The 25832-nt window shown below is 55.5% G+C and carries 37 protein-coding genes and 1 pseudogene; 34 read left to right on the top strand and 4 right to left on the bottom strand.

Translation table 11 applies throughout. From position 1 onward, the window contains the following. Nucleotides 1-2: 2 nt before the first annotated feature. The 8 genes from rplB to IEX04_RS07930 all read left to right on the top strand — a co-directional run bounded on the left by rplB (nucleotide 3) and on the right by IEX04_RS07930 (nucleotide 3878). Nucleotides 3-842 carry a 50S ribosomal protein L2 gene (gene rplB / locus IEX04_RS07965; RefSeq protein WP_096256900.1) on the top strand — a complete coding sequence of 280 codons (840 nt, stop codon included), beginning with the start codon at nucleotides 3-5 and terminating at the stop codon, nucleotides 840-842. 12 nt (nucleotides 843-854) lie between these two features. Next, nucleotides 855-1136, top strand: a complete 282-nt coding sequence (gene rpsS, locus IEX04_RS07960; protein WP_188684938.1) for a 30S ribosomal protein S19 — start codon at nucleotides 855-857, stop codon at nucleotides 1134-1136. Between the two features lie 59 nt (nucleotides 1137-1195). Then, complete coding sequence (rplV, locus tag IEX04_RS07955) at nucleotides 1196-1561, top strand: 50S ribosomal protein L22 (RefSeq protein WP_096256898.1); 366 nt, start codon at nucleotides 1196-1198, stop codon at nucleotides 1559-1561. Next, nucleotides 1562-2353 (top strand): 30S ribosomal protein S3, encoded by a 792-nt coding sequence (gene rpsC / locus IEX04_RS07950; RefSeq protein ID WP_096256897.1) that lies wholly within the window; start codon nucleotides 1562-1564, stop codon nucleotides 2351-2353. It begins immediately after the preceding gene. Next, nucleotides 2354-2770, top strand: a complete 417-nt coding sequence (gene rplP, locus IEX04_RS07945; RefSeq protein ID WP_096256896.1) for a 50S ribosomal protein L16 — start codon at nucleotides 2354-2356, stop codon at nucleotides 2768-2770. Nucleotides 2771-2772: 2 nt separating this feature from the next. After that, the gene (rpmC, locus tag IEX04_RS07940; protein WP_096256895.1) at nucleotides 2773-3042 is read left to right on the top strand and encodes a 50S ribosomal protein L29; all 270 of its coding nucleotides are present in this window, start codon (nucleotides 2773-2775) and stop codon (nucleotides 3040-3042) included. Beyond that, on the top strand, nucleotides 3042-3329 hold the full coding sequence (rpsQ, locus tag IEX04_RS07935; protein WP_096256894.1) for a 30S ribosomal protein S17: 288 nt from the start codon (nucleotides 3042-3044) through the stop codon (nucleotides 3327-3329). The genes rpmC and rpsQ overlap by 1 nt, the downstream gene beginning before the upstream one ends. Nucleotides 3330-3686: 357 nt before the next feature. Continuing rightward, the gene (locus IEX04_RS07930; protein WP_141392969.1) at nucleotides 3687-3878 is read left to right on the top strand and encodes a hypothetical protein; all 192 of its coding nucleotides are present in this window, start codon (nucleotides 3687-3689) and stop codon (nucleotides 3876-3878) included. Here the strand turns inward: IEX04_RS07930 and IEX04_RS07925 are convergent. Beyond that, nucleotides 3875-4666, bottom strand: a complete 792-nt coding sequence (locus tag IEX04_RS07925; protein ID WP_096256892.1) for an AraC family transcriptional regulator — start codon at nucleotides 4664-4666, stop codon at nucleotides 3875-3877. The two genes, IEX04_RS07930 and IEX04_RS07925, sit on opposite strands and share 4 nt — an antisense overlap. Nucleotides 4667-4736: 70 nt before the next feature. Here IEX04_RS07925 and IEX04_RS07920 point away from each other — a divergent pair, with 70 nt between their 5' ends. From IEX04_RS07920 to rplQ, 20 genes and pseudogenes are all read left to right on the top strand, one after another. Next, the gene (locus IEX04_RS07920; protein WP_188684936.1) at nucleotides 4737-5246 is read left to right on the top strand and encodes a VOC family protein; all 510 of its coding nucleotides are present in this window, start codon (nucleotides 4737-4739) and stop codon (nucleotides 5244-5246) included. Nucleotides 5247-5273: 27 nt separating this feature from the next. Further along, nucleotides 5274-6218: an endonuclease/exonuclease/phosphatase family protein gene (locus tag IEX04_RS07915; protein ID WP_188684934.1), complete on the top strand. Its 945-nt coding sequence runs from the start codon at nucleotides 5274-5276 to the stop codon at nucleotides 6216-6218. Nucleotides 6219-6552: 334 nt separating this feature from the next. After that, a complete protein-coding gene (gene rplN / locus IEX04_RS07910) occupies nucleotides 6553-6924 on the top strand; it encodes a 50S ribosomal protein L14 (protein WP_096256889.1) in 372 nt (123 codons plus the stop codon). Between the two features lie 2 nt (nucleotides 6925-6926). Continuing rightward, entirely contained in the window at nucleotides 6927-7271 is a 345-nt protein-coding gene (gene rplX / locus IEX04_RS07905; protein WP_096256888.1) for a 50S ribosomal protein L24, read from the top strand. Beyond that, nucleotides 7271-7840 carry a 50S ribosomal protein L5 gene (gene rplE / locus IEX04_RS07900; protein WP_096256887.1) on the top strand — a complete coding sequence of 190 codons (570 nt, stop codon included), beginning with the start codon at nucleotides 7271-7273 and terminating at the stop codon, nucleotides 7838-7840. Before rplX ends, rplE begins: the two co-directional genes overlap by 1 nt. 57 nt (nucleotides 7841-7897) lie before the next feature. Then, nucleotides 7898-8296: a 30S ribosomal protein S8 gene (rpsH, locus tag IEX04_RS07895; RefSeq protein ID WP_096256886.1), complete on the top strand. Its 399-nt coding sequence runs from the start codon at nucleotides 7898-7900 to the stop codon at nucleotides 8294-8296. 20 nt (nucleotides 8297-8316) lie between these two features. Further along, nucleotides 8317-8853, top strand: coding sequence for a 50S ribosomal protein L6 (gene rplF / locus IEX04_RS07890; RefSeq protein ID WP_096256885.1), 537 nt, complete (start codon nucleotides 8317-8319; stop codon nucleotides 8851-8853). A 2-nt stretch (nucleotides 8854-8855) separates the two neighbouring features. Further along, nucleotides 8856-9227: a 50S ribosomal protein L18 gene (gene rplR / locus IEX04_RS07885; protein ID WP_096256884.1), complete on the top strand. Its 372-nt coding sequence runs from the start codon at nucleotides 8856-8858 to the stop codon at nucleotides 9225-9227. A gap of 29 nt (nucleotides 9228-9256) precedes the next feature. After that, nucleotides 9257-9937, top strand: coding sequence for a 30S ribosomal protein S5 (rpsE, locus tag IEX04_RS07880; RefSeq protein WP_170947910.1), 681 nt, complete (start codon nucleotides 9257-9259; stop codon nucleotides 9935-9937). A gap of 3 nt (nucleotides 9938-9940) precedes the next feature. After that, on the top strand, nucleotides 9941-10147 hold the full coding sequence (gene rpmD, locus IEX04_RS07875) for a 50S ribosomal protein L30 (protein ID WP_096256882.1): 207 nt from the start codon (nucleotides 9941-9943) through the stop codon (nucleotides 10145-10147). Nucleotides 10148-10149: 2 nt separating this feature from the next. Next, the gene (gene rplO, locus IEX04_RS07870; protein WP_096256881.1) at nucleotides 10150-10605 is read left to right on the top strand and encodes a 50S ribosomal protein L15; all 456 of its coding nucleotides are present in this window, start codon (nucleotides 10150-10152) and stop codon (nucleotides 10603-10605) included. Between the two features lie 253 nt (nucleotides 10606-10858). Next, complete coding sequence (secY, locus tag IEX04_RS07865; protein ID WP_096256880.1) at nucleotides 10859-12163, top strand: preprotein translocase subunit SecY; 1305 nt, start codon at nucleotides 10859-10861, stop codon at nucleotides 12161-12163. Further along, nucleotides 12160-12732: an adenylate kinase gene (locus IEX04_RS07860; RefSeq protein ID WP_188684932.1), complete on the top strand. Its 573-nt coding sequence runs from the start codon at nucleotides 12160-12162 to the stop codon at nucleotides 12730-12732. The genes secY and IEX04_RS07860 overlap by 4 nt, the downstream gene beginning before the upstream one ends. 131 nt (nucleotides 12733-12863) lie before the next feature. After that, entirely contained in the window at nucleotides 12864-13694 is an 831-nt protein-coding gene (map, locus tag IEX04_RS07855) for a type I methionyl aminopeptidase (RefSeq protein ID WP_188684930.1), read from the top strand. 207 nt (nucleotides 13695-13901) lie between these two features. Further along, entirely contained in the window at nucleotides 13902-14123 is a 222-nt protein-coding gene (gene infA / locus IEX04_RS07850; RefSeq protein ID WP_096256877.1) for a translation initiation factor IF-1, read from the top strand. A gap of 133 nt (nucleotides 14124-14256) precedes the next feature. Beyond that, nucleotides 14257-14370 carry a 50S ribosomal protein L36 gene (gene rpmJ / locus IEX04_RS07845; protein ID WP_013349661.1) on the top strand — a complete coding sequence of 38 codons (114 nt, stop codon included), beginning with the start codon at nucleotides 14257-14259 and terminating at the stop codon, nucleotides 14368-14370. A gap of 148 nt (nucleotides 14371-14518) precedes the next feature. Next, nucleotides 14519-14893, top strand: coding sequence for a 30S ribosomal protein S13 (gene rpsM / locus IEX04_RS07840; RefSeq protein WP_096256876.1), 375 nt, complete (start codon nucleotides 14519-14521; stop codon nucleotides 14891-14893). A 43-nt stretch (nucleotides 14894-14936) separates the two neighbouring features. Continuing rightward, a complete protein-coding gene (gene rpsK, locus IEX04_RS07835) occupies nucleotides 14937-15338 on the top strand; it encodes a 30S ribosomal protein S11 (RefSeq protein WP_096256875.1) in 402 nt (133 codons plus the stop codon). 166 nt (nucleotides 15339-15504) lie between these two features. Then, nucleotides 15505-16509 (top strand): DNA-directed RNA polymerase subunit alpha, encoded by a 1005-nt coding sequence (locus IEX04_RS07830; protein ID WP_096256874.1) that lies wholly within the window; start codon nucleotides 15505-15507, stop codon nucleotides 16507-16509. Between the two features lie 83 nt (nucleotides 16510-16592). Continuing rightward, nucleotides 16593-17042, top strand: a pseudogene (rplQ, locus tag IEX04_RS07825) (50S ribosomal protein L17); the annotation flags it as partial. A gap of 121 nt (nucleotides 17043-17163) precedes the next feature. Here rplQ and IEX04_RS07820 read toward each other — a convergent pair. Continuing rightward, on the bottom strand, nucleotides 17164-17574 hold the full coding sequence (locus IEX04_RS07820) for a hypothetical protein (RefSeq protein WP_096256872.1): 411 nt from the start codon (nucleotides 17572-17574) through the stop codon (nucleotides 17164-17166). A gap of 213 nt (nucleotides 17575-17787) precedes the next feature. Between IEX04_RS07820 and IEX04_RS07815 the strand changes: the two genes are divergently transcribed. From IEX04_RS07815 to IEX04_RS07790, 6 genes are all read left to right on the top strand, one after another. Beyond that, a complete protein-coding gene (locus IEX04_RS07815; protein WP_096256871.1) occupies nucleotides 17788-18198 on the top strand; it encodes a hypothetical protein in 411 nt (136 codons plus the stop codon). Nucleotides 18199-18345: 147 nt separating this feature from the next. Beyond that, entirely contained in the window at nucleotides 18346-19203 is an 858-nt protein-coding gene (gene truA, locus IEX04_RS07810; protein ID WP_382344627.1) for a tRNA pseudouridine(38-40) synthase TruA, read from the top strand. A gap of 308 nt (nucleotides 19204-19511) precedes the next feature. Further along, on the top strand, nucleotides 19512-19955 hold the full coding sequence (gene rplM / locus IEX04_RS07805) for a 50S ribosomal protein L13 (RefSeq protein WP_096256869.1): 444 nt from the start codon (nucleotides 19512-19514) through the stop codon (nucleotides 19953-19955). A gap of 38 nt (nucleotides 19956-19993) precedes the next feature. After that, on the top strand, nucleotides 19994-20494 hold the full coding sequence (gene rpsI / locus IEX04_RS07800; protein WP_096256868.1) for a 30S ribosomal protein S9: 501 nt from the start codon (nucleotides 19994-19996) through the stop codon (nucleotides 20492-20494). A gap of 164 nt (nucleotides 20495-20658) precedes the next feature. Beyond that, complete coding sequence (glmM, locus tag IEX04_RS07795) at nucleotides 20659-22005, top strand: phosphoglucosamine mutase (protein WP_096257075.1); 1347 nt, start codon at nucleotides 20659-20661, stop codon at nucleotides 22003-22005. Nucleotides 22006-22131: 126 nt separating this feature from the next. Next, nucleotides 22132-23469 (top strand): UDP-glucose dehydrogenase family protein, encoded by a 1338-nt coding sequence (locus tag IEX04_RS07790; protein WP_188684926.1) that lies wholly within the window; start codon nucleotides 22132-22134, stop codon nucleotides 23467-23469. A 73-nt stretch (nucleotides 23470-23542) separates the two neighbouring features. On the opposite strand, the gene IEX04_RS07785 is transcribed toward IEX04_RS07790, so the two are convergent. Beyond that, the gene (locus IEX04_RS07785; RefSeq protein ID WP_188684924.1) at nucleotides 23543-25069 is read right to left on the bottom strand and encodes an NAD(P)H-hydrate dehydratase; all 1527 of its coding nucleotides are present in this window, start codon (nucleotides 25067-25069) and stop codon (nucleotides 23543-23545) included. A 58-nt stretch (nucleotides 25070-25127) separates the two neighbouring features. Next, the gene (locus IEX04_RS07780; RefSeq protein WP_096256865.1) at nucleotides 25128-25478 is read right to left on the bottom strand and encodes a holo-ACP synthase; all 351 of its coding nucleotides are present in this window, start codon (nucleotides 25476-25478) and stop codon (nucleotides 25128-25130) included. Between the last annotated feature and the right edge of the window lie 354 nt (nucleotides 25479-25832).

The raw sequence follows: 25832 nt of genomic DNA, 5'->3' as shown, positions 1-25832 counted from the left end.
TAATGGGAATTCGTAAGTACAAGCCAACTACCCCGGGCCTTCGTGGCTCGTCGGTAGCTGACTTCGCAGAAATCACCCGATCGACTCCGGAAAAGTCACTGGTTCGTCCACTCACCAAGACTGGCGGCCGTAACAACTCCGGTAAGATCACCACCCGACACAAGGGTGGCGGACACAAGCGTGCCTACCGCGTCATCGACTTCCGTCGTCATGACAAAGATGGCGTTCCGGCAACCGTTGCTCACATCGAGTACGATCCGAACCGCACCGCACGTATCGCTTTGCTCCACTACATTGATGGAACCAAGCGCTACATCGTGGCACCGAACAACCTCAAGCAGGGCGACAAGGTCGAGGCCGGCCCAGCAGCGGATATCAAGCCAGGTAACAACCTGCCGCTTCGTAACATCCCTGTTGGTTCAGTTATCCACGCTGTCGAGTTGCGCCCAGGCGGTGGCGCCAAAATGGCTCGCTCCGCTGGCTCATCGATCCAGCTTGTAGCTCGTGAAGGCCGCTTCGCGCAGTTGCGTCTGCCATCCGGCGAAATCCGCAACGTTGATGTGCGCTGCCGCGCAACCATCGGCGAAGTTGGTAACGCTGAGCAGATCAACATCAACTGGGGTAAGGCTGGCCGTATGCGCTGGAAGGGCGTTCGCCCAACCGTGCGTGGCGTTGCCATGAACCCAATTGATCACCCGCACGGTGGTGGCGAGGGTAAGACGTCCGGTGGACGTCACCCAGTCAACCCGAACGGTAAGCGCGAGGGTCGTACTCGTCGTCCAAATAAGGAAAGCGACAAGCTCATTGTGCGTCGTCGCAAGACCGGCAAGAACAAGCGATAGGAGCCTGGAAACATGCCACGCAGCCTGAAGAGAGGCCCCTTCGTCGATCAGCACCTCTTCCTCAAGGTCGAAGCTGAGAACGAAAAGGGCACCAAGAACGTCATCAAGACGTGGTCCCGCCGTTCGATGATCATCCCGGACATGCTGGGACACACCATCGCCGTGCACGACGGTCGTAAGCACATTCCTGTGTTTGTTACCGAATCAATGGTCGGTCACAAGCTCGGAGAGTTTGCATTGACCCGCACGTTCCGTGGCCACGTGAAGGACGACAAGAAGGGCAAGCGTCGCTAGGTCCCGCAAGGGATCTAGAGATGCTTAGCACTTCTTCGAAAGACGAGAGAAGGAAAGCAATGGAAGCCAAGGCAATTGCGCGCCATATCCGCGTGACGCCTATGAAGGCCCGGCGCGTCGTCAACCTTGTTCGTGGTCTACAGACGAACGAAGCGCTGGCTATCTTGAAGTTTGCCCCACAGGCAGCTTCGGAGCCAGTGTACAAGGTTGTCGCATCGGCAGTGGCTAACGCCCGTGCCGCCGCGGACCGCGCAGGTGAAGCATTCAATGAGGACGAGCTGATCATCAGCGAAGCGTTTGTTGACGAGGGACCGACCATGAAGCGGTTCCAGCCGCGAGCTCAGGGTCGCGCATTCCAGATCAAGAAGCGCACCAGCCACGTCACCGTGGTTGTTTCAACCCCGGAGAAGGGTGGGGAGAACTAAATGGGACAGAAGGTAAACCCGAACGGTTTCCGTCTCGGCATCACCACTGACCACGTTTCGCACTGGTTCGCCGATAGCAGCAAGCCAGGACAGCGCTACGCAGATTACGTAAAAGAAGACGTAAAAATCCGCGCATTGCTGTCTACCGGAATGGATCGTGCAGGCATTGCCCGCGTAGAGATCGAGCGTACTCGTGACCGTGTTCGTGTGGATATCCACACCGCACGTCCGGGCATCGTTATCGGTCGCCGCGGCGCCGAAGCAGATCGCATCCGTGGCGCACTGGAGAAGATGACAGCTAAGCAGGTTCAGCTGAACATCCTCGAGGTCAAGAACCCTGACATGGAGGCCCAGTTGGTCGCCCAGGGCATCGCCGAGCAGCTTGCTTCACGTGTGGCTTTCCGCCGCGCGATGAAGAAGGCAATGCAGTCGGCAATGCGCGCTGGTGCCAAGGGCATCCGCGTTCAGTGCTCGGGTCGACTTGGCGGTGCAGAAATGTCCCGCAAGGAGTTCTACCGCGAAGGTCGTGTGCCACTGCACACCCTGCGTGCGAACATCGACTTTGGTAAGTTCGAAGCCAAGACCACCTTCGGCCGTATCGGCGTAAAGGTTTGGATCTACAAGGGTGACGTAACCGCCAAGGAACTTGCTGCACAGCAGGCCGCTGCCGCTCCGGCACGCGGTGGCCGTGGTGGCGCTGGCAACGATCGTCCACGTGGTGGCGAGCGTCGTCGACGTCCAGAACGTAGCAAGGGCGCTGCAGCTCCGGCTGCGGAAGGAGGACAGGCTTAAATGCTTATCCCACGTCGAGTAAAGTTCCGTAAGCAGCACCACCCAAAGCGCTCCGGCGCTGCCAAGGGCGGAACCACTGTTTCATTCGGTGAATACGGCATTCAGGCTCTTACTCCTGCTTACGTGACCAACCGTCAGATCGAGGCAGCTCGTATCGCGATGACCCGTCACATCAAGCGTGGCGGTAAGGTCTGGATCAATATTTACCCAGACCGTCCACTAACCAAGAAGCCAGCCGAAACCCGCATGGGTTCCGGTAAGGGTTCACCGGAGTGGTGGGTTGCCAACGTAAAGCCAGGACGCATCTTGTTTGAACTTGATGGCGTCTCCGAAGAGGTAGCTAAAGAGGCATTGCGCCTAGCAATCCACAAGCTGCCATTGAAGGCACGTATCGTGCGTCGTGAGGGTGGTGAATAGGGATGGCTATTGGTTCTAAGGATCTAAGCGTCGAGTCCCTGGACGGCTTCGATAATGCTCGTTTGAACGAGGAATTGAAGAAGGCCAAGGCAGAACTGTTCAACCTGCGTTTCCAGTCGGCTACCGGCCAGCTAGAGACTCACGGCAACTTGAAGTCCATTAAGCGCGATATCGCACGCATTTACACTGTAATGCGTGAGCGTGAACTGGGTCTTCGTCAGGAAGTCGTTGTCCCGGTTGAAGAGACCAAGAAGGGCAAGGAAACCAAGTAATGAGCGAGAAGGATAACGTCGTGGATGCAGCTGTAGAGCGCAACGACCGCAAGACCCTCCGTGGTTACGTGGTTTCCGACAAAATGCAGAAGACCATCGTCGTTGACGTTGAGGACCGTGTTAAGCACGCCCTTTACGGCAAGGTCATGCGTCGCAACAAGAACGTGAAGGCTCACGACGAGAACAACGAAGCCGGCATTGGCGACTTGGTTGTAATCGCAGAGACTCGCCCATTGTCAGCAGACAAGAACTGGCGTCTCGTTGAGATCGTTGAGAAGGCTAAGTAAGCTTTCTTAGTGATTTCACGGATTACGTGATTATCTGAAAACGCCCCGAACACTTCGCAAGAAGAGTTCGGGGCGTTTTTCTATGTCCGGAAGTGTGAATTTTTCGGCAGGGGAAAGCAAAATACGAGTTGTCCTGGCACTGAACGTTCCCTGGCGTAAATCTTCCACGTACCCGCCGCCCGGCCCGCAAGGCAAAGTTATCTAGGGCTTCCATGATGGAAGCAGCGGCCCAAATCTTCCGGACCTTCACCGTAGGCGTTCGCTTGAGCTTCCCGATAGCTTCCAAGGAAGCAATGGCAGGCCAAAGTCAGCGCGCTGCGACGAGCACAAGTAGCTCTGAACGCTGCCGGGGTTGATTTGAGCAAGGTGATTTCGCGGAATCTTCTGCAAGTTGACGGTGTCGATATATCGCAGGCTTATGGAACCGTCGCCATCAATTTGGCTTCACCAAATCCACCAGTTGCCACGGCGAGCCTCGTTTCAGCCTTGATCGAAATCAGCGCGGTCGCGGCATATTTCTATTGGTCCGGTGATGTCATCGGTTTCTAGTCCAAAGATCCCGCTCGATAGGCGCTGGGAGTGAATCCGAGTACTTGCCGAAAATCTTTAGTCAGGTGCGCATGATCCGCATATTCGAGCTCTGCCGCGATCTGCGTGATGGATATTTCTGGGTTTTCACGCAGTCGCTGGGCTGCCTCTTGCAACCGGTATCTGCGGATAACGGTCAGCGGGCTAAGCCCGACATACTCAGCGCAGAGCCGCTGCAGGCTGCGTACCGACAAACCAAGTGCGTCGGCCAGCTGAATCACGTTGACGATCTCCCGTCTCTCTGCGACCAAGGACAACATTTTATTGGCGATCAACCCATGTTGGTCTGTGCACGTCACCTTTTGCTCAATCCATCCAGCGAGCAAGTCAACAGCTGAGTTTAGTTGTTCCTGCGGAGCGGGCGCGTCCATCAATTGGCGTACCGGTTCTAATAACCCTTCCGCTGCAAGCGTTACTTCACGGCCTAAGACAGAGCGTGGTTCAAAACCGAAGCTCCGGGCGGAGGAAGGTAACAGCAACGCGGCCAGCACCCATCCGCTACCGGTTAAATCTCGATGAGATGCCCCGGTGGAAACTCCGGCAAGAGTGACCCCCGTCGGTTGGATGACGAGGTTTATGCAGGGGAAGGCAAGTAACTCTTGGCGTGAGGTCCGGCCCGGGGCAATATTCCAGCGGGCCATCCAAAACCAACCGACCCGGTCGCGCAAATGCTGGGGAGCGAGGATGCGTTGGAACTCTGGCAATTTAGCAGGATACAAAACGCCTCGACGATCGTCCGTGCTGTCCACCGATGACGACCTTTCAAAGTTGGCGTGAATCTACAAGTCCAAGGGTGCCACAGCTTCGTAGAGTGAAGATATGGAAAATCAAGAAGAAAATACCATCGGGGTCACCGGTACATACACGGCCGACGGGATCCCTCGCGGTTCGACATCTTTGACACCTTTCTTGGCTATCAAGAACGCGGCGAATGCAGTCGAGTTTTATCGAGACGTTTTCGGTGCTCAGTTTGTGGACTGTACCGAGATTGGCGGCGTGATGGTGCACGCGGATCTAGATTTTGGCAATGGAAAACTTCAGCTGGGGGAGCCGAGCCCCGATTGCGGTCTGGTGGCGCCACCCGAGCCGCCGAGCGCCTGTTACTCCATGGCGCTGTATTGCTCGAACGTTGATGAACTCGTAGCTCGGGCGCAAGCAGCCGGTGCCACTGTACGAGAGCCAGCAGCCACCTTCGTTTCCGGGGACCGATTCGCGTCAATTATTGATCCTTTCGGGGTGCGCTGGTCACTTTTGAGCAGAGTGATAGACCTTTCCGAGGATGAGAGCAGGCAACGCGTTGCGCGGTGGGCTGCAGAACAACAGCGTTAGCCGATGTTGAACCGATAAAGTCGACATATGAGAATAGACGGTCAGCAACAACAGAAGCACACTTTCTTGATTCTGCTGATCGTCATCTCAGCGCTCATCGCCGCCCTGCCGTATGTGCCTTGGTTGGCCGGAGGAATCGTTCCTAAGGTTCAAGCCTTTGCCAGTTGGTTGTTACTCGTCCCGCTCGGGGCTATGATTTTCACTCTGTTGAAGAGGAAACGCAGGACCGCGATAGCAATTGGGGTTCTCTTGATCATTGGCCTTATTCCGCAGGTGCACTTCGCGCCAACTGGGCAAAGCGAAACGACGGGTGAGTTACGCGTGCTGAGCTTCAACGCTTACCGCGCCGAAGCAAGCAGCAATGAACTGGCCGCGCTGATCAAAGAGGAACAACCTGACCTTTTGATCTTGGTGGAAACCAACGAGAGACTACATCAGGACTTAACTTCTCTTGGTGCGTTAGATGGCCTGGACTTCAGGACGGCGCCGGCGCCAGCCGGGGGAGTGCGTGACACCGTGATCTTCTCCAAGAACCCGATGACCGAGATTGATTCGGGGCTCAGTGAGCAAGACACCGGATGGTTTGCCATGCCAACCGTTGAGATCGAGGTGGCCCAGCAACGTGTACTGGTTGCCGGGGTGCACGTCTACCCGCCACTGAACGATGCAAAGCAATGGCGCAAAGGCTTGTCGGCAATGGATACGTGGGTTCACGAGCATCCGCAATCCCCAATGATTCTTGCCGGTGATTTCAACTCAACTACTGGACACCGACTGTACCGAGATGCAGTTGCGGGCTTCACCGAGGCAAGTGGCTTGCTTCCTCAATCAACGTGGCCCCAGACAATGCTCCCGTTCCCGGTCTTAGAGATAGATCACATCCTCGGACGGGGCGTGAGGTTCGCTCAAACGCGAACCACGCCGGTCACCGGTTCGGATCATCTCGCGGTGCATGCGACCGCGCGGTTTTAATCCCCGAAATGACGCGGTAGATCCCGGGATGGTGTGACCAACAACGCTCAGTTACGCCCTACCACACCATTTCTAAATGATGCCAATCTAGGCTAGACTTGAAAACCTGTGCGCGCTTCATTCGGGGACTATCCACCTTCGGTGTAGTGCAGTGCGGCCTGACACCGTCTTGCCGCGCAGTACAGCCTCGGTATTTTACGCCTCGGCCCTGCCAACAATTGGGATCAGCATTCGGTGCGCCCGCGTCGGTGGGGGTAAGCGATACGTATCGTGGAGACCATATCCGTTCCGCAAGGCTCATTTATGAGAACCAGCGAGACGACAGGAGTAAGCAGTGATTCAGAAAGAGTCGCGACTTAAGGTTGCCGATAACACTGGTGCTAAGGAAATCCTTACCATCAACGTGCTCGGTGGCTCCAAGCGTCGCTACGCAAGCATTGGTGACACTATTGTCGCCACCGTCAAGGATGCAATCCCAGGCGGCAACGTAAAGAAGGGTGACGTCGTCAAGGCTGTCATCGTTCGCACCAAGAAGGAAATCCGTCGTGCAGACGGTTCCTACATCAAGTTCGACGAGAACGCTGCAGTGATCCTCAAGGGTGACGCCGCAGATCCTCGTGGAACTCGTATCTTCGGCCCAGTGGGCCGCGAGCTTCGTGACAAGAAGTTCATGAAGATCGTTTCCCTGGCTCCGGAGGTGCTGTAAGCATGGGTGCAAAGATTAAGAAGGGTGATCTGGTTCAGATCATCTCGGGCAAGGAACGTGGCAAGCAGGGCAAGGTCCTGACTGTCATCACCGCCACTTCGCGCGTACTTGTTGAAGGCGTTAACCGCGTCACCAAGCACACCAAGGCCGGCCAGTCCGAAAACGGAACCACCTCCGGTGGCATCGAGGTTGTTGAGGCACCAGTTCACGTTTCTAACGTGGCAGTGGTTGACCCAGAAACCAAGAAGCCAACCCGCGTTGGTTTCCGTGAGGAAACTGTCGAAAAGAACGGTGTGTCCAAGACTGTGCGCGTCCGTTACGCCAAGGCTTCCGGAAAGGATCTGTAATGACTGAGACAGCCACCAAGATCCAGCCACGTCTGAAGGCTAAGTACGCCGCAGACATCCGCCCTGCATTGCAGGAGCAGTTCAGCTACGGCAACCCAATGCAGGTTCCAACCCTGACCAAGGTTGTTGTGAACATGGGTGTCGGCGAGGCCGCTAAGGATTCGAAGCTTATCGAAGGCGCCGTTCGCGATCTGACCGCAATTACCGGTCAGAAGCCAGTGGTTACCAAGGCTCGCAAGTCGATCGCACAGTTCAAGCTGCGCGAAGGCATGCCAATTGGTACTCACACCACCTTGCGTAATGATCGCATGTGGGAATTCGTTGATCGTTTGATCACCCTGGCACTGCCTCGTATCCGCGACTTCCGCGGTCTGAGCGACCGTCAGTTCGATGGCAATGGCAACTACACTTTCGGTCTGACCGAACAGTCGATGTTCCATGAAATCGATCAGGACAAGATCGATCGCGTGCGCGGTATGGACATCACTGTGGTGACCACCGCCAAATCTGACGATGAAGGCCGTGCCTTGCTCAAGGCTCTGGGCTTCCCGTTCAAGACCTCCAACTAATCTCACTACGTTACAGGTCCGCTAAGGAAACCGTAACGAGGAAGGGCTGAAGCCCACATGTCTATGACAGATCCAGTCGCAGATATGCTGACTCGACTGCGTAACGCTAACTCGGCATACCACGACACTGTGTCGATGCCATCGAGCAAGCTCAAAGTACGCATTGCTAACATCCTCAAGGAACAGGGCTACATTGCCTCGTTCGAGGAAGTTGCAGCAGAAGTCGGCAAGACGCTGACCATCAACCTGAAGTTCGGCCCATCGCGTGAGCGTTCAATCGCTGGCGTACGCCGTATCTCCAAGCCAGGCTTGCGTGTATACGCAAAGTCCACCAACTTGCCTCACGTGCTCGGTGGTCTTGGTATCGCAATCCTGTCCACCTCCTCCGGTCTGCTTACTGACCGTCAGGCTGCAAAGAAGGGCGTAGGTGGGGAAGTCCTCGCCTACGTCTGGTAACGGAAAGGGAGCAACAGACAATGTCACGTATTGGACGTCTTCCGATTACCGTCCCAGCAAACGTTGAGATGACTGTGGATGGCCAGAAGGTCACCGCTAAGGGCCCGAAGGGTGAGCTTACGCACACCGTTCAGGCACCTATCACCGTTGCCAAGGATGAGAACACCGTTACCGTGTCCCGCCCGAACGACAACCGCGAATCGCGCTCGTTGCACGGCTTGAACCGCACCTTGATCAACAACATGATCATCGGTGTGACCGAGGGATACGAAAAGAAGCTTGAAATCCACGGTACCGGTTACCGTGTGGTTGCCAAGGGCTCAGACCTGGAGCTTGCTCTGGGTTACTCGCACCCTGTCAAGGTAAACGCCGTTGATGGCATTACCTTTACCGTCGAAGGCAACAACAAAATCACCATCGCTGGTATTGATAAGCAGCACGTCGGTGAAGTTGCCGCCAATATCCGCAAGCTGCGTAAGACCGAGCCTTACAAGGGCAAGGGCATTCGCTACGCTGGCGAGATCATCCGCCGCAAGGTCGGAAAGGCTGGTAAATAATTATGGCTATCGGAATCAAGGGCAAGAGCCGCTCCGCTTCACGCGGACGTCGCCACATCCGTGTGCGCAAGCGCATCGTTGGTACCTCGGTACGCCCACGCCTGGTCATCAACCGCTCGGCTCGTCACATGTTCGTACAGATCGTGGACGATTCACAGGGTCTTACCCTGGCCAGCGCTTCGACCATGGAAGCAGATCTTCGCGCAAGCGATGCAGACAAGACCGCCAAGTCCAAGCGCGTTGGTGAGCTCGTTGCAGAGCGCGCCAAGGCTGCTGGGATTGAAGCAGTTGTCTTCGACCGCGGTGGCAACCGCTACCACGGTCGCGTGGCAGCTATTGCTGACGGCGCACGTGAAGGTGGGCTGGCACTGTGAGCGAAGCTACTAACAAGAAGGAAACTCAGGTGTCTGAAGCTACTGAAGCAGCCTCGACCGCTGCAGCTCCTGCCACGGAAAAGACCGGCGCCGCTCGCGGCGAAGGCCGTGGACGTGGTGGAGAAGGCCGTGGCCGTGGCGAGGGTCGTGGCCGTGGCCGCGATTCGAAGGACAGCCGCAATGACGACAAGGACAAGTTCCTTGAGCGCGTTGTAGCTATCAACCGCGTATCCAAGGTCGTCAAGGGTGGTCGTCGCTTTAGCTTCACCGCACTTGTCGTTGTAGGCGACGGCGACGGAATGGTCGGCGTTGGCTACGGTAAGGCCAAGGAAGTTCCAGCAGCTATCGCTAAGGGCGTTGAAGAGGCTAAGAAGTCCTTCTTCCGCGTTCCACGCGTTGGCGGAACCATCCCACACCTGGTCAAGGGTGAGGCCGCCGCTGGCGTCGTCTTGCTCCGTCCAGCTTCCCCGGGTACCGGCGTTATCGCCGGCGGTCCGGTGCGTGCCGTGTTGGAATGTGCTGGTATCCAGGACATCCTTTCGAAGTCGATGGGTTCAAGCAACCAGATCAACATCGTGAAGGGCACCATTGCCGCGCTGAAGGGTCTCGAAGAGCCTGCAGCAGTTGCAGCTCGCCGTGGTCTTCCACTGGACGAAGTTGCTCCAGCAGCTATGTTGCGTCACATCCAGACCCAGAAGGCTGGTGCTTAATCAATGGCTAAGAACATTGTTCCAAGCGACGTCACTCTGGAAATCACACAGATCAAGTCCATCATTGGTGGTAGCCAGGTTCAGCGCGATATCGTTCGCTCGCTGGGTCTGAAGCGTATCGGACACACCGTTGTCCGCACCGCTGACCCTGTGACCGTAGGTATGGTCAACAAGGTCCCGCACCTGTTGAAGGTTGAGGAGGCTAAGTAAAGATGGCTATAAAAGAATCCGCACTTAAGATCCACCACCTGCGTCCCGCTGAAGGTGCCAAGAAAGCTAAGACCCGTGTTGGTCGTGGCGAGGCATCCAAGGGTAAGACTGCAGGCCGTGGTATGAAGGGCACGAAGGCTCGTTACCAGGTCAAGGCAGGCTTCGCAGGTGGACAGCTTCCGCTGCACATGCGTCTGCCAAAGCTGCGAGGCTTCAAGAACCCATTCCGCGTCGAGTACCAGGTTGTAAACCTGGACAAGATCTCGGAATTGTTCCCAGAGGGTGGCGAAGTCACCGTCGAGGCACTTGTTGCTAAGGGCGCAGTTCGCAAGAACCAGCCAGTCAAGGTGCTTGGCACCGGCGACCTAACGGTCAAGGTTGACGTGAAGGTTAACGCCTACTCGACTTCCGCAACCGAGAAGATCGCTGCTGCTGGCGGCCAGGCAGAAACCCTCTAAATCAGGGTTTGAGCTTAAGCTAAATCCCCGGTGAGCTTGTTTAGACAAGCTCACCGGGGATTTTCTTATCTTTCATCATGCGAACTATGACGCGAAGTAAATCCACGTAACACGCCGATTTTATGCCAATAACGCTAAAAAACGGCTGCTGACTGTGTGGCGTATTTGGCACGATAGTACATTAGACGGCTAGAATCATTAGGTCATAGCAAGAGTCTTTATCGAGACTCAGGCACATACTTCAGGAGGACGCTTGTTCAGCGCCATAGCCCGAGTTTTTCGGACGCCTGACCTGCGCAACAAATTGCTTTTCACCCTCGGGATCATTGCGATCTATCGAGTCGGCGTTTTCATTCCGGCCCCGGGTGTCGATTACAGCAACGTTCAGCAGTGTCTGGCGATGGGTTCAACCACCGGTGGTCTTTATCAGTTCGTTAACCTCTTCAGCGGCGGCGCCCTGTTGCAGGTATCGATCTTTGCCATGGGTATCATGCCGTACATTACGGCCGCCATCATTGTGCAACTATTGCGTGTGGTGATCCCACACTTCGAAGAGCTGCATAAAGAAGGCCAAGCAGGCCAAGGCAAACTGACCCAGTACACCCGCTACCTGACCATCGCGTTGGCCCTACTTCAGGGCACCACGTTGATCACCTTGGCGCGTACCGGCGGACTTTTCCCCAGCTGTACACTTCCGCTGATCCCAGATGATTCCATCATCGTGATCTTGCTGATGATCTTCGCACTGACCGCAGGCACCGGCTTGATCATGTGGATGGGCGAAATGATCACCGAGCGCGGTATCGGCAACGGCATGTCCATCCTGATCTTCATCTCGATCGCTTCGGGCTTCCCATCGGCTATGGGTGCTATCCAGCAGTCGCAGGGTTGGGGCACCTTCCTTGGTGTTATCGCCGTGGGCTTGTTGGTGATTGCACTTGTGGTGTTCGTGGAGCAGTCTCAGCGCCGTGTTCCGGTGCAGTACGCCAAGCGCACCATCGGGCGACGTACCGTGGGCGGAACGTCCACCTACATCCCGCTGAAGGTCAACATGGCGAACGTGATCCCGGTGATCTTCGCCAGCTCGATTCTTGCGTTGCCACAGATGATTGTTTCGTTCAATCAGAATGATGACGGCACGCTGCCTGAATGGGCGATGTGGTTGCAGACCCACTCGGCGTCCTCCTCGCCGTGGTACATGCTTGTTTACACGCTGTTTATCATTGGCTTCACCTACTTCTATGTGGCGATTACCTTCAACCCTGTTGAGGTCTCGGACAATATGAAGAAGTACGGTGGCTTCATTCCAGGCATTCGTGCCGGTAAGCCAACCGCAGATTACCTGCAGTTCGTGATTTCACGAATCACTTTTGCGGGCGCCTTGTATCTGGCGTTCGTTGCGTTGATCCCGCTGATCGCCTTTGTGCTGTTCAACGCTGACCAGAACTTCCCATTTGGCGGCACCTCGATCCTCATCATGGTTGGTGTGGGTCTGGAGACCGTCAAACAAATCAATGCTCAAATGCAGCAACGAAACTACGAAGGGCTACTGCGATGAGTCGACTGCTAATTATTGGTCCGCCAGGTGCCGGCAAAGGCACCCAGGCAGTGAAGATCTCCGAGCGTTTGGAGATCGTCGCGATCTCCACCGGTGACATCTTCCGCGCCAACGTCAAGGGCGGCACCCCACTGGGTGTCGAAGCCAAGAAGTACATTGACGCCGGCAACTTCGTCCCAGACTCGGTCACCAACAACATGGTTGAAGATCGTCTGGCACAAGAAGACGTAGCCAACGGTTTCTTGCTTGATGGCTACCCACGCACCAGCGCACAGGTTGATGCCTTGGATGCAATGCTCAAAGCTCAGGACGTCGAGTTGGATGCAGTCTTGCAGCTCACCGCAAATGATGATGAGCTCGTAGCTCGTCTGCTCAAGCGTGCAGAAATCGAAGGCCGTGCAGATGACACCGAAGAGGTCATCCGTCACCGCCTGAGCCTGTACAACGAAGAGACCCGCATCGTGGTTGAACGTTATGAAGAGCGCGGCATCGTCCGCAAGGTAGATGGCCTCGGTGCCATTGACGAGGTCACCGAGCGCGTGCTCGCGGCCTTGAACGTCAGCGCCTAGCAAATACCAGTTCACACATAGGGACCGAGCCACAACCAGCCTGTGCAGGCCGTGGCCCGGTCCCTATGTAGTTTCAGCGAAGCAAACAACCCGCATGCGGATTGTAAATATAAGAATTAAGGAGCATTACCTTGGCTCTAGGTCAGCCGCGAATTGAGTACAAAACCAATTCGCAGATACTAAAAATGCGCGAGGCCGGTCTGGTTCTCGCCGAAGCACTGGATGAAGCCAGCGCCGCCGCTCGCCCGGGCGTCACCACCAAGTCAATCGACGCGATCTTCGCGAAGGTTCTCGAACGCCACGGAGCTACCAGTAACTTCTTGGGTTACCACGGCTTCCCGGCATCCATCTGTGCCTCGGTAAACCACGAAGTGGTTCACGGTTTCCCCAGCGACTATGAACTCAAAGATGGTGACGTACTCAAGATTGACGGCGGCGCGATTATCGACGGCTGGCACTCGGACTCGGCTCGCACCGTGCTGATTGGCAACGTTGATCCTGCCGACCAGCGTTTGAGCGAGATCACCGAGCAGGCTATGTGGGCCGGCATTGCCGCGTTCTCCAAGGCACGTTTCATCGGTCAGATCGGTGAAGCCATTGATGACTTTGTCAGCTCTCAGCCAGGTGCTCCGCTGGGGATCTTGGAAGACTACTGTGGCCACGGGATCGGCTCGGCCATGCATATGGCTCCGGACGTGTTGAACTACAACACCGGACACCGTGGCCCACGGATCAAGCCAGGGATGGCTTTGGCTATCGAGCCAATGTTGGTTCGTGGCCAGATCGGCACCTCGGTGTTGGAAGATGACTGGACCGTCGTCACCGACGATAAGGCCAACGCCTCGCAGTGGGAGCACACCGTGGCCATCCACTTGGGTGGCATTTGGGTACTCAGTGCCCATGATGGGGGAGCAGCTGGACTGGCACCATTTGGCGTCACTCCATCGCCGATCACAGCGTAATTCGTAGTTCCGGCACCGACGAGGTGCCGGAACTAACACTTTTAGTGCGCCCTTGGATTTGTCCTAGGCTCTGCTGATGGCGTATTCTTAATTTTTGGTTGTCTATTTAATGCGCCTAAAACTCTCAGGAGCTTTGGCGAAGTTGAAACAATCAGAACCAATTACTTGTTAATGGAAAATCATTGACAACAAAAGTTAGCGGGGAAAATGGGCAAGAAGGAAGGCGTCATCCAGGTAGAGGGCTCTGTGTCCGAAGCGCTGCCGAACGCGATGTTTCGCGTAGAGCTGCCAAACGGTCACGTAGTACTTGCAACTATCTCGGGTAAGATGCGTCAGCACTACATTCGTATCCTCCCAGAGGATCGTGTGCAGGTTGAAATGAGCCCATACGACCTCAACAGAGGCCGTATCGTTTACCGCTACAAGTAAATCTGCAGTCCATAGACATTTTTGACGGACGTTTACGAGAAATCGTTTCTAACGTCCGTCTGACTAATGTTCTTGGGACAAGCTGTTTGTTTACTGCTCCACACAATAACTGCAACCGCCAAAGGACAAAGCCTTGAAGGTTAACCCTAGCGTGAAGCCGATCTGCGATAAGTGCAAGGTGATCCGTCGTAATGGCGTGGTCATGGTGATCTGCGAAAATCCACGCCACAAGCAGCGTCAGGGCTAATTCCGTTCTTCGGAATTTCCCACGCGTAGTCATATAGGCAGTACCGTATCGAGAAATCGGTGCATACCCCCGGGTTCGGAGGCCGGGGCCAGGAGAAATCATCCTGGGTGGTACTGTTCCAGACCTCCGTTGGTTGAAAGGTAGCCACTTGGCTCGTTTAGCAGGCGTGGATATTCCACGCGAGAAGCGCGTAATTATCGCGCTGACTTACATCTACGGCGTGGGCAAGACCCGTGCAGAAGAGACCCTCGCAGCGACCGGCATTAGCCCGGACACTCGCGTGAAGGATCTCAGCGACGCTGAACTCGTTCAGTTGCGTGACTTCGTCGAAGGCACTTACAAGGTAGAAGGTGACCTGCGCCGTGAGGTTCAGGCTGACATCCGCCGTAAGGTCGAGATCGGATCCTACGAAGGTATTCGTCACCGTAAGGGCCTGCCGGTCCACGGTCAGCGCACCAAGACGAACGCACGCACCCGTAAGGGACCGAAGCGTACCGTCGCAGGTAAGAAGAAGACTCGCTAAATCTTAGCGATCTAGTTCAAATACTTTTTTCGTAGGAGAAGAAATGCCCCCTAAGACTCGTGGAGCGGTACGTAAGCCGCGTCGCAAGGACAAAAAGAATATCGCGATGGGACAGGCGCACATCAAGAGCACCTTCAACAACACCATCGTATCGATCACCGATCCGACTGGCGCTGTGATCTCGTGGGCTTCGGCCGGCGAGGTAGGCATGAAGGGTTCACGCAAGTCGACCCCATACGCCGCTCAGATGGCTGCTGAATCTGCCGCTAAGCGCGCGCAGGAGCACGGCATGCGCAAGGTTGACGTTTTCGTCAAGGGCCCGGGCTCGGGACGCGAAACCGCGATCCGCTCGCTGCAGGCTGCTGGCCTTGAGGTTGGATCCATCTCGGATGTTTCCCCAAGTGCTCACAACGGTTGCCGCCCATCAAAGCGTCGCCGCGTCTAATTGATTCGCTAGGCTGAGCCTAAAGAAGTCACCGAGCCATTCGAGAGAATGGGTCGGTGACGTTCTTGGACTCTCTTGCCTGCAACAGACGAACGGCCAACTGGCTACCGTCGTTTCCACCCCCGTGAGGCGTCATATAGCGGACGCTCGCTGAAAGGAAATGTAAGTGCTCATTACGCAGCGCCCAACCCTGACCGAAGAAGTAGTTTCCGAGAATCGCTCCCGGTTCGTCATTGAACCGTTGGAGCCAGGCTTTGGTTACACCCTAGGTAACTCACTACGTCGTACCCTGTTGTCCTCGATCCCTGGTGCAGCTGTCACCAGTGTTCGAATCGACGGAGTACTGCACGAGTTCTCTACCGTAGCCGGCGTCAAGGAAGACGTCACCGAATTGGTTCTTAATATCAAGAACCTGTCGGTGTCTTCCGAGCACGACGAGCCGGTCGTCGCCTACCTGCGCAAGCAGGGCCCAGGCGTCGTTACCGCAGCGGATATCACCCCACCAGCGGGTGTAGAGTTCCACAACCCTGACCTGCATATCGCTACCTTGAATGCCAATGGCAAGTTCGACATGGAACTGACCATTGAGCGTGGCCGTGGCTATGTGTCAGCAGCTCAGAACAAGAACGTTGACGCAGAGATCGGTCGAATCCCAGTTGATTCGATCTACTCGCCAGTTCTAAAGGTAACTTTCCGTGTGGAAGCTACCCGTGTTGAGCAGCGCACCGACTTCGATCGTTTGATCGTAGACGTTGAGGCCAAGTCATCGATCACCCCGCGCGATGCTGTTGCATCCGCAGGTACCACTCTGGTTGAGCTGTTCGGTTTGTTCCGCGAACTGAACACCGCAGCAGAAGGTATCGAAATCGGCCCATCGCCAACCGACGCAGCCCTGGCTGCCGACATGGCGTTGCCGATCGAGGATCTGGAACTGACCGTTCGCTCGTACAACTGCTTGAAGCGTGAGGGCATCCACTCTGTGGGCGAACTCGTAACTCGCTCCGAGGCAGACTTGATGGACATCCGTAACTTCGGTGCGAAGTCCATTGACGAAGTCAAGGCCAAGCTGGTTGAACTAGGTCTAGCTCTGAAGGATTCCCCTCCAGGCTTCGACCTTGCCGCTCGTAGCGCCATGGAAGATGGCGACGACGTCTTCGACGACGGTCTGTAAAGACTTTAGTCTCGCGACACACTACTTCACCCGATCTGCCGGTATAAACCGACAGGCTCGGTCATTCATCTAGGAGAATTACCATGCCTACCCCTACTAAGGGTCCGCGTCTCGGCGGCAGTGCAGCACATGAGCGATTGATCTTCGCTAACATGTCAGCACAGCTCTTCGAGAACAAGAAGATCACCACCACCCTGACCCGCGCCAAGCGTCTGCGTCCACACGCAGAACGCCTGATCACCTTCGCTAAGCGTGGGGATCTGGCATCGCGTCGTCGCGTCCAGGCCGTGATCGCATCGCGCTCGCGCACCAACAAGTCGATCGTTCACGAACTATTCGCGAACATCGCACCAGCAATGGCTGACCGCCAGGGTGGCTACACCCGCATCACCAAGATCGGTAACCGCAAGGGCGACAACGCTCCTATGGCAGTTATCGAACTGGTTATGGAACCGGTTTCGCCAAAGCAGGCCGTAGTCAAGGAAGCCACCAAGGCTACCGAGACCGCTGCTGAGCCAACCACCGAAGAGGCGTAAGCTTTAGCTTATAAATCTTCGCCGGTAACTCGGTGATAAGAAATCCCCGGACACTTCCTCGCGGAAGAGTTCGGGGATTTCTGTTTAACAAAGCTGCGTCGAGCAGAGGCCGAATGCCTCATAGGTTTTCAAGCCCGGGGCACAACTTACCCATGTTTTCCGATCGCGCACGAGTTTCTTGGGTGTCTAGCAATGACATCTTCGTGCGCATCTGCTGCATGTCCAGCGAGTCATCGGTGATGACGGCGAGCAACGCGTCGGTATCCTCTGCGAAGGCAGTGAGCTCGGTTGCGAGCTCTGGTTCGGCTTTCTGAGCCACATCATGAAATATTGATGAGACCTTCTGGCCCTGGTTCACCATGGCGCCTAAGCTCGCCGATGAATTCATATCGAGTTTCTGCTCTTTGGCCTGGTTGATGATCTCTTGGCATGCTTCTTCATTTGAAAGTGACTTTTCTGAGCAGCCGCTCAAGCCGACGGTGGTTATCAGGGCTGAAAGAGTCATGGCGGCGATGCGGTTGAAGTTCATGGGTGCTCCGAACAGTAGCGATTGATGATCGTTAGACTCAAAACGAAACAGCTGTGAAGAGTCTGCGCTGTCAATTATAGAGAGTCGTTAGCCTTATTACGTGAACGTGGAACGACTACTGTGTTTGATAAACGCTGAAAGAAGTGTTTTTGCTAGCGTTGGCGTATGGTGAAATCGTTGTAATTTTGACTACCATCTCTAAGGAAACCAACTATGAGCGAAGCCCGCATTGAAAAGTTGGAAGAAGAGATCTCAAGTCTGCGAGAGCTGCTAACTTCTATCACGCTCAGCGTGCATTATCGGAAAGATATGGCGTTTGAAGCTTCGTTGTCCTACAACCAGATTGCGGGGCAGGCGCGAACTGCATTGACGCTGGTACTAGGTTCCATCCAAAGCCGAGCTGAAGAAGAAGCACCTAATCAAGTCAGGCATCCCGAGATACTTGAGCGCTTTCCTGTGATCGCTGAAGCTCAAATGGTGGGAAGCATCGACCTAGCCGAAGCAATCCGGCTGGTTGCTCGGATTGTAGGAAATCAAGAGCGGGCATATCAATTGCTCAAGGCGCATCAAGAAAGCGGTTTCGGCGTCCAGGCCTATAAGAAACTCGGTCTTGGGCTGGACTGATCTTGGTTTGCCCGTGAAGCGAACCACCAGATTCGTTGTTGCCGTTGATCCTTGCGCATAATTGAATACATGAGTTTGCAGTCTGACAATATTGATCCCTTCGGAACTACCGCTCTGGGTACCAGTGACAAGCCAGCCCTGATCCGCATGCGGATGGTGCTGGGTTATGACGGTGCCGCCTATAACGGGTGGGCCCGTCAGCCTAACGTCACCGGAGTACAACAGCTTGTTGAAGAAGCGTTGGAAACGCTGATTCGGCGTCTCGTTCGCGTATTTGTTGCCGGGCGTACCGACGCAGGGGTGCATGCACGCCACCAGGTCGTGCACTTCGATTTAACCGAAGAAGAATACCTGGGCCTGCCGCGTAATTCGGATCTGGAACCAGGCCCGGCACTGTTGCGACGTATCAATGGTCTATTGGGTCGGCAGCAAGGCGCCGTCTGGGTGCATGAGGTCGACCGTGCCGCCGAAGGCTTTGATGCCAGGTTCTCAGCTCTGGCCCGGCGCTACTCATACCGGATAGCCGATGGCATTCACCGCTGGGATCCGCTGAGCCGTCAGTTGACCATGTGGTACCGCGAAGAGATCGACATTGATCTGTTGAATGCCGAAGCCCAATCGGTACTTGGACGACACGACTTCTTATCTTTCTGTAAGCCAAAGCCCCGAGCCACCACGATTCGTACACTGCAGGAATTTGAGTTTAGCCGTGCCGAAGATGGAAACATTGTGGTTCATCTAAAGGCCGACGCGTTTTGCCACAATATGGTGCGTTCGCTCATTGGTGGCGCGCTACGTGTTGCCAGTGGAAGAGAAAAGCCCGGATTCCTCGCCGAACGCTTGGCGCTGATGGTGCGCGATTCAAAGTCGATTCTTGCTCATCCTCACCCACTAGTCCTCGAAGAGGTCTATTATCCTGATGATGACGAACTTGCCGCGCGTGCTGCGCTCACCCGCGCAAGACGCGATGTTTCGCAGACAGATTCATTAAAAAGCCTCGATTAACGACACTCTGGGTGTTGTTGCTCACCAAGAGGTACCTTTGTTTTGGTCGTCTGACCGTTAATCGGCTAAACTTTTATGAGTTGTGTATGTCCACGTTCGACACTACACGCCCAAGCGTGACGGCTTAGTTGCATAGTCGCTGGTCTGCTGGGTGTGCGAACAATATATGGACGGCCGGTCATCTCAGTCCTCACCTGACGTACTGGTCTAGCACAAGAACAACACGACAGTGCTCGACACTGGGGGATCTCACCGCCTTCAGCCAAGCGACTGTTTGACCAGAAACGAATCAACGTAAGGCAATTACTGTGCGTACGTACACCCCTAAGCCGGCTGACCAGACTCGTCAGTGGTATGTCATTGACGCCACCGATGTAGTACTCGGCCGTCTCGCCGTTCAGGCCGCAACCTTGCTGCGCGGCAAGCATAAGCCAACCTTTGCAGCTCACATGGACATGGGCGACCATGTCATCATCATCAACGCCGAGAAGGTCGCACTGACCGGCAAGAAGCTGCAGGACAAGCGCGCTTACCGTCACTCGGGTTTCCCGGGCGGCCTCAAGAGCGTTAACTACGCAGAGCTCCTCGAGAAGAACCCAGTTCTTGCAGTCGAGAAGGCTATCAAGGGCATGCTTCCAAAGAACAAGCTTTCCGATGCTCAGGTCTCGAAGCTGAAGGTCTACCGCGGCGCGGAGCACCCTCACGCAGCACAGGCTCCAAAGGCACTGGAAATCACCCAGGTCGCTCAGTAGTACTGGCCTCGAGAACAAAGACTTAATAGGAGAATATCGTGGCTGAGAACACTGAAGAGACCACTGAATTCGAAGGCGAAACCCCTTCGACTTACACCACCGAGACCTCTGCATCGGCCGTTGTTGCCGATACCGAGCGCGCTCCACTAACCGTCCCAGGCGGTGCCGTTGGTCGTCGCAAGCAGGCTATTGCCCGCGTGCGTTTGATCCCAGGTTCAGGTAACTGGATCGTCAACGGTCGCACCCTGGAAAACTTCTTCCCTAACAAGCTGCACCAGCAGGATGTTAACGAGCCTTTCAAGGTTCTGGGTCTAGAAGGCGCTTACGATGTTATCGCCCGTATCCACGGCGGCGGCATCTCGGGTCAGGCCGGCGCATTGCGTCTTGGCATTGCCCGTTCATTGAACGAGATCGACCGCGATGCAAACCGCGCGACCTTGAAGAAGAATGGCTACTTGACTCGTGACGCTCGCGTCATCGAGCGCAAGAAGGCTGGTCTTAAGAAGGCTCGTAAGGCTTCGCAGTTCTCGAAGCGCTAAACCTTACCCACAGGTTTCCCATTGGCTCCACATCTTCGGATGTGGGGCCAATGGCCGTTAAAAGCCCAAATGTGACTTCAAAGGCCATGAACTTTGTTGATATAGCGTCCTAAAGCTCACAATCGCGCCGGTAAATCGATGCGTAGGGCTTATGATTAACGATGATGGCAAGGTTATTTGGGACCGATGGGGTCCGAGGAAAAGCAAACGAGTTGTTGACTCCCGAGCTGGCGCTAGATTTAGCGCAGGCAGCTTCGGTAGTACTTGGTTTAAGTCAGTCGGAAGACGGCCGTAAACCGGTAGCAGTGGTAGCGAAGGATCCGCGTATCAGCGGCGACTTCCTCTCCGCGGCTATTGAGGCCGGCCTGGCTGCCTCTGGCGTAGACGTAAAGGATGCGGGTACTTTACCCACTCCGGCTGCTGCATTCTTGGTAGGTGATCTCAACGCAGACTTTGGCGTGATGATCTCTGCCTCGCACAATGCTGCACCGGATAACGGTATTAAGTTCCTGGCACGGGGAGGCAAGAAGCTTGATGATGCGTTGGAAGACGCCATCGAAGCCTGCCTCGACATGCCAAACCCACGTCCTACCGGCGGGGCAGTAGGACGCATTTCGCGTTTCGCTGACGCTGAAGACCGTTACATTCTGCACTTACTGGCAGCTATGCCAAACCGCCTTGATGGAGTCAAGGTAGTTCTCGACTGCGCCCATGGTGCGGCTTCAGGTTGTTCACCACAGGTCTTCAAGAATGCTGGTGCAGAAGTTATCGTTATCGGTGCCGAGCCAGATGGCATCAACATCAATGACGGCTACGGTTCCACCCACTTAGAAAAGCTCCAGGCTACCGTGCTTGAACACGGTGCAGATCTTGGTATCGCCCATGACGGTGACGCGGATCGTTGCCTCGCTGTGGACCACGAGGGAACCGTCGTAGACGGTGACCAGATCATGGCAGTCATGGCTCTGGACCTCAAGGACCGCGGCGAGTTGAAGGACGACACCCTAGTCGCCACCGTGATGAGTAACCTTGGCTTAAAAATTGCCATGGAAAAAGCTGGCATTACGCTCAAGCAGACCGGAGTGGGAGACCGCTACGTGCTCGAAGGCATGCGCGAAGGTAACTACTCGCTTGGTGGCGAGCAGTCCGGCCACGTGATCTTCAGCAAATACGCAACCACCGGTGACGGTGTACTGACCGGCCTGCTCTTGGCAGCCCGCGTGAAGGCCACCGGAAAGACCCTGAAGGAACTGGCGTCGGTACTAACCGTGCTTCCACAGGTTCTGATCAACGTCCGCGGCGTCGACAAGGCTGCCGCTCCAGAGTGCGAACCACTGCTCTTGGAAATCGCTGGCACCGAAGCTCGTCTGGGTGACACCGGACGTGTGCTCTTGCGCCCATCGGGTACCGAGCCAGTTGTTCGCGTGATGGTCGAAGCGGCCACTCACGAGCAAGCTCAGCTAGAAGCAGAGCTGCTGGCAGCTGCCGTCGCAACTCACCTGGCACTGTAAAGCATCCTCTCAGTAAACATCGAGAAAACTCACACCCCCGTACCGCGTTCCAGTAAGGAACATGGTGCGGGGGTGTGGCATTCTAATGAGTAGTTATTGGGTTAGAGATCTGGGGAGTAATTCTTCGTGACATTGCGTATCAGCGTCATCGGCACCGGCTATCTTGGTGCAACTCATGCCGCATGTATGGCAGAACTTGGCTACGAGGTCATTGGCCTCGACGTCAATGCAGAAAAACTTCAGGCACTGAGCGCAGGAATTCTTCCATTCCATGAGCCGGGTTTACCAGAGCTACTGCGTAAGCACGTGGCCAGTGGCCGGCTACGCTTTACCGACTCCTATGAAGAAGTCGCGCAGCGTGCTGACATCCACTTCGTGACCGTGGGTACTCCGCAGCGCGCGGACTCGCAGTCAGCGGATATGAGCTACGTAGACGCAGCGGTTGATTCTCTCGTGGCAAATATTTCCGGTGAAGCACTCATCGTTGGCAAGTCCACTGTTCCTGTAGGTACCGCACGTCGGCTCAGCGAACGCATCGAAGCGACCGCCAAGCCTGGCAGCAAAATCAGCTTGGCGTGGAACCCAGAGTTTTTGCGTGAAGGATTCGCAGTCAAAGACACGCTCACCCCAGACCGCTTGGTCTACGGTATCCAAGACGATACGTGTCTAGCTAAGCTACGAGAGGTATACGCGCCGATTCTTGCTCTAGATACCCCAGAGGTTGTCACCGACCTAGAAACCTCTGAGCTGGTCAAGGTAGCGGCCAACGCTTTCCTTGCCACCAAGATTTCCTTCATCAATGCCTTCGCTGAAGTGACCGAGACCGTGGGCGGCGACATCAAGACGCTGGCAGACGCTATCGGTCATGACGCACGTATCGGCCGTAAATTCCTGAACGCCGGAGTCGGCTTTGGCGGCGGTTGCCTGCCCAAGGACATCCGTGCACTGCAGGCGCGCGTCAGCGAACTCGGCTTGAGCCAGACCATGGGATTCCTGGATGAAGTGGACCAGATCAACTTGCGCCGCCGTGACCGAGTAGTTTCACTGGCTTCCTCAATCCTTGGCAACCAGCTGGCAGGTAAACGTATCTGCGTGCTTGGCGTGACGTTCAAACCAGATAGTGATGACGTGCGTGACTCGCCGGCCTTGGATATTGCCGTGCGGCTCTACAACTCGGGCGCCGAAGTGTCGGTCTATGACCCGGAGGGCAATAAGAATGCCGCAGGCCGCTTCCCACGCTTGAACTACGTTGAGTCCTGGCGCGAAGCCGCGAAAGAATCCGACCTGGTTCTGTTACTTACCGAATGGAAAGAATTCCGGGCCTTGGATCCGCAAGAGCTTGGCGAAGTGGTTAGCTCTCGTGTCTTGATTGATGGCCGTAACGTATTGGACCGTCCATTGTGGCGGGATCAAGGTTGGGTTATGACCGGTCCGGGCGAAAAGTTTGATCTTGCCGAGGACTAAGAATTAAAAACAGATGCGGTTCATGTGCGAGGATATCGCGCATGAACCGCATCTGTTTTTGGTCAGTATTTAGCTAGAACCCAAAGTCTTTCATTACTGCGGGCAGCTGATCAATCAAGCGCGAGGCGCTGACCGTGCCCTGCTGGGCGGTGACTCTGCCTAGCTGGCCGTGAATGACGGCAGCGCATGCGGTCAGTTCCATCAGGCGGCTATTGCTCACCGTCTCAAGGCCGTAAATACCGGTCAGTGAGCTGTCGGAGAGCATATAGCCGAGAATGCCTGTAAGGATATCTCCAGAGCCGGCAGTGGCCAGCTGAGCCGCTGCATGGCAGACGACTAGGTTTGCACCATTCGGCGCCACCACGTAACTGGTTGGGCCCTTCAACAACACCACAGCGTTATAAGCCAACGCGACCCAGCGGGTCCAACGAATTGGGTCCTGACGAACTTCTTCGGTGGTGACACTTACGCCGGCACGGCGCAGAAGCATCCGCAATTCTTTGGCATGCGGGGTGAGCACCCGTGGCTGCTCACTCGGGCCGGTAGGAACTACCTCTAAACCACTGGCATCAATAACCGCTGGCTGGCGGCTATCAAAGACGTTGGCAATCACTCCGGTTGGGGGAGTGCGACTATCAATTCCAGGGCCAATAGCCCACGCCGAAATCTTGGCTCCGCGACCGTGCAGGTGACGGCGAGCCAATGAGAGTGCTTCGGTGATTTGTTCATCATCCAGCGGCACGGTTTCCGGGGCAGCCAAGGATAGTAGAGACTGTACTTCTTCCGGAACGTGAGTGCGCAACAATCCCACACCACAGGCCACCGCGGCGCGCGCGGTCAGCTGGGCAGCTCCAGGGTAGAGAGCAGAGCCTGCAATAAGACCCAATACACCGCGCTCATACTTGTGCCTTCCGGCGTCTCGCCAGCTGCGATGAACATTCAGTAGCTCTTGAGCCGAGTTTTCATCGACTAGATGTGTTTCTGGGGTAATCGAGGAGAAATCAAAATCCAGAGTCGCAACTTGGATTTCACCGGTAACCAAAGGTGCATCCTGAGAAATAAGTCCCGTCTTCATCGCGCCGAAGGTCACGGTCCGCTCGGCGAGCAACACGTCATCATCAGCACTACCGGTTTCGCAGTTCAGTCCCGAAGGCACATCGCAAGCTAGTACTCGGGTACCAGCAGGAAGCTTTGGTAGCTGTGCTCCGGTGCGGTAGCCAATGCCGTAAATTGCATCAATAACCAACGAGGCTGACGATAGAGCTTCTTCGCCCTCGGACAGAGACTTCACGGTGCCAGCAACGGAGGCATAAGCCTTCAACGCTTCTGGATGACCGGTTTCGGTGCACTGCAGGGCAAGAGTCTGATAACCGCGTTGAGCTAGCTCGGTCAGCGCGTAGAGACCGTCGCCACCGTTATTACCTGGACCAATCAAACCGATGATCAGAGCATCGGTGGGGGAGGCGGTCTGGGCGAGCATCGCTTCGGCTGCGGCAGCTAATTCGCTGGCGGCAGCGCGCATCAGCGATTCACTTCCACGCTTAGAGATCTCTTGGGCCTCGACCGCACGTACTTGCGCAACACTGTAGACAGGGATCATAAGACAAACTTTACTCACCTATCCGGGGATACGTCCGTTTTAATAGCGAACGTGTCGTTTATCGTTCAGCGACTACCATCGCAATGGCCATGTCCCCGTCATGTGACAAGGTCAAATGCCAGGAAGTAATTCCACGCAATTCGCTGGCGGCAGCTACCGTGCCACGAATCAGTACCTGCGGATCTCCGGCTTCGTCTTTAGCAATAGTGCAGTCTTGCCAGTTCATCCCAACCGGGACACCAAGTGCCTTGGCGATAGCTTCCTTCGCAGCGAAACGTGCAGCCAGGGAGCGCAACGGCAGATCACGTTCTATGGAAGTAAAAAGACGTTCACGCAAGCGTGGGGTTCGTTCGAGTTGGCGGCCAAAGCGTGGCACGTCGACAATGTCGACACCGATACCTGCAATCATGGGTTCCAGTCTATCTAGGCTTGCTTCAACACTGTAAATTGAGGCGACCATACAACGCGGGCCATACGTATTGCATTATTGATTGGTAGATGATGGTTAGAGATTTCTGATTTCTCGACTTTGCCTGAAGTGCTAAGTCGAGCACGGTATCCGAAATGCTGGACGGCCAACCGTAAGACTCTTTGAGTTAGAGAAAGCGGAAATGAGTTTGGCCATCGTGGCAGGCCAACCACAAGTGACAGCTATAGTTCGCAATGGATGAGTCTTGATAGCCAACACGTTGTGTAAGAAGTTAAACAAATGCGGGCAGCCTTTCCATCAAAAAGGGTGCCCGCAGAAGTTCGAAGATCGTGG

This window comes from Glutamicibacter ardleyensis (assembly GCF_014644555.1).
GTDB classification, from domain to species: domain Bacteria; phylum Actinomycetota; class Actinomycetes; order Actinomycetales; family Micrococcaceae; genus Glutamicibacter; species Glutamicibacter bergerei.
Note: the sequence above shows the minus strand (reverse complement) of the source record. Positions and strands in the feature narration are given on the sequence as shown.

Excerpts from the sequence above, each read along its gene's own strand:
- rplB (WP_096256900.1), top strand. The coding sequence starts at position 3 with ATGGGAATTCGTAAGTACAAGCCAACTACCCCGGGCCTTCGTGGCTCG.
- rpsS (WP_188684938.1), top strand. The coding sequence starts at position 855 with ATGCCACGCAGCCTGAAGAGAGGCCCCTTCGTCGATCAGCACCTCTTC.
- rplV (WP_096256898.1), top strand. The coding sequence starts at position 1,196 with ATGGAAGCCAAGGCAATTGCGCGCCATATCCGCGTGACGCCTATGAAG.
- rpsC (WP_096256897.1), top strand. The coding sequence starts at position 1,562 with ATGGGACAGAAGGTAAACCCGAACGGTTTCCGTCTCGGCATCACCACT.
- rplP (WP_096256896.1), top strand. The coding sequence starts at position 2,354 with ATGCTTATCCCACGTCGAGTAAAGTTCCGTAAGCAGCACCACCCAAAG.
- rpmC (WP_096256895.1), top strand. The coding sequence starts at position 2,773 with ATGGCTATTGGTTCTAAGGATCTAAGCGTCGAGTCCCTGGACGGCTTC.
- rpsQ (WP_096256894.1), top strand. The coding sequence starts at position 3,042 with ATGAGCGAGAAGGATAACGTCGTGGATGCAGCTGTAGAGCGCAACGAC.
- IEX04_RS07920 (WP_188684936.1), top strand. The coding sequence starts at position 4,737 with ATGGAAAATCAAGAAGAAAATACCATCGGGGTCACCGGTACATACACG.
- IEX04_RS07915 (WP_188684934.1), top strand. The coding sequence starts at position 5,274 with ATGAGAATAGACGGTCAGCAACAACAGAAGCACACTTTCTTGATTCTG.
- rplX (WP_096256888.1), top strand. The coding sequence starts at position 6,927 with ATGGGTGCAAAGATTAAGAAGGGTGATCTGGTTCAGATCATCTCGGGC.
- rplE (WP_096256887.1), top strand. The coding sequence starts at position 7,271 with ATGACTGAGACAGCCACCAAGATCCAGCCACGTCTGAAGGCTAAGTAC.
- rpsH (WP_096256886.1), top strand. The coding sequence starts at position 7,898 with ATGTCTATGACAGATCCAGTCGCAGATATGCTGACTCGACTGCGTAAC.
- rplF (WP_096256885.1), top strand. The coding sequence starts at position 8,317 with ATGTCACGTATTGGACGTCTTCCGATTACCGTCCCAGCAAACGTTGAG.
- rplR (WP_096256884.1), top strand. The coding sequence starts at position 8,856 with ATGGCTATCGGAATCAAGGGCAAGAGCCGCTCCGCTTCACGCGGACGT.
- rpmD (WP_096256882.1), top strand. The coding sequence starts at position 9,941 with ATGGCTAAGAACATTGTTCCAAGCGACGTCACTCTGGAAATCACACAG.
- rplO (WP_096256881.1), top strand. The coding sequence starts at position 10,150 with ATGGCTATAAAAGAATCCGCACTTAAGATCCACCACCTGCGTCCCGCT.
- IEX04_RS07860 (WP_188684932.1), top strand. The coding sequence starts at position 12,160 with ATGAGTCGACTGCTAATTATTGGTCCGCCAGGTGCCGGCAAAGGCACC.
- infA (WP_096256877.1), top strand. The coding sequence starts at position 13,902 with ATGGGCAAGAAGGAAGGCGTCATCCAGGTAGAGGGCTCTGTGTCCGAA.
- rpsK (WP_096256875.1), top strand. The coding sequence starts at position 14,937 with ATGCCCCCTAAGACTCGTGGAGCGGTACGTAAGCCGCGTCGCAAGGAC.
- IEX04_RS07820 (WP_096256872.1), bottom strand. The coding sequence starts at position 17,574 with ATGAACTTCAACCGCATCGCCGCCATGACTCTTTCAGCCCTGATAACC.
- IEX04_RS07815 (WP_096256871.1), top strand. The coding sequence starts at position 17,788 with ATGAGCGAAGCCCGCATTGAAAAGTTGGAAGAAGAGATCTCAAGTCTG.
- truA (WP_382344627.1), top strand. The coding sequence starts at position 18,346 with ATGCGGATGGTGCTGGGTTATGACGGTGCCGCCTATAACGGGTGGGCC.
- glmM (WP_096257075.1), top strand. The coding sequence starts at position 20,659 with ATGGCAAGGTTATTTGGGACCGATGGGGTCCGAGGAAAAGCAAACGAG.
- IEX04_RS07785 (WP_188684924.1), bottom strand. The coding sequence starts at position 25,069 with ATGATCCCTGTCTACAGTGTTGCGCAAGTACGTGCGGTCGAGGCCCAA.
- IEX04_RS07780 (WP_096256865.1), bottom strand. The coding sequence starts at position 25,478 with ATGATTGCAGGTATCGGTGTCGACATTGTCGACGTGCCACGCTTTGGC.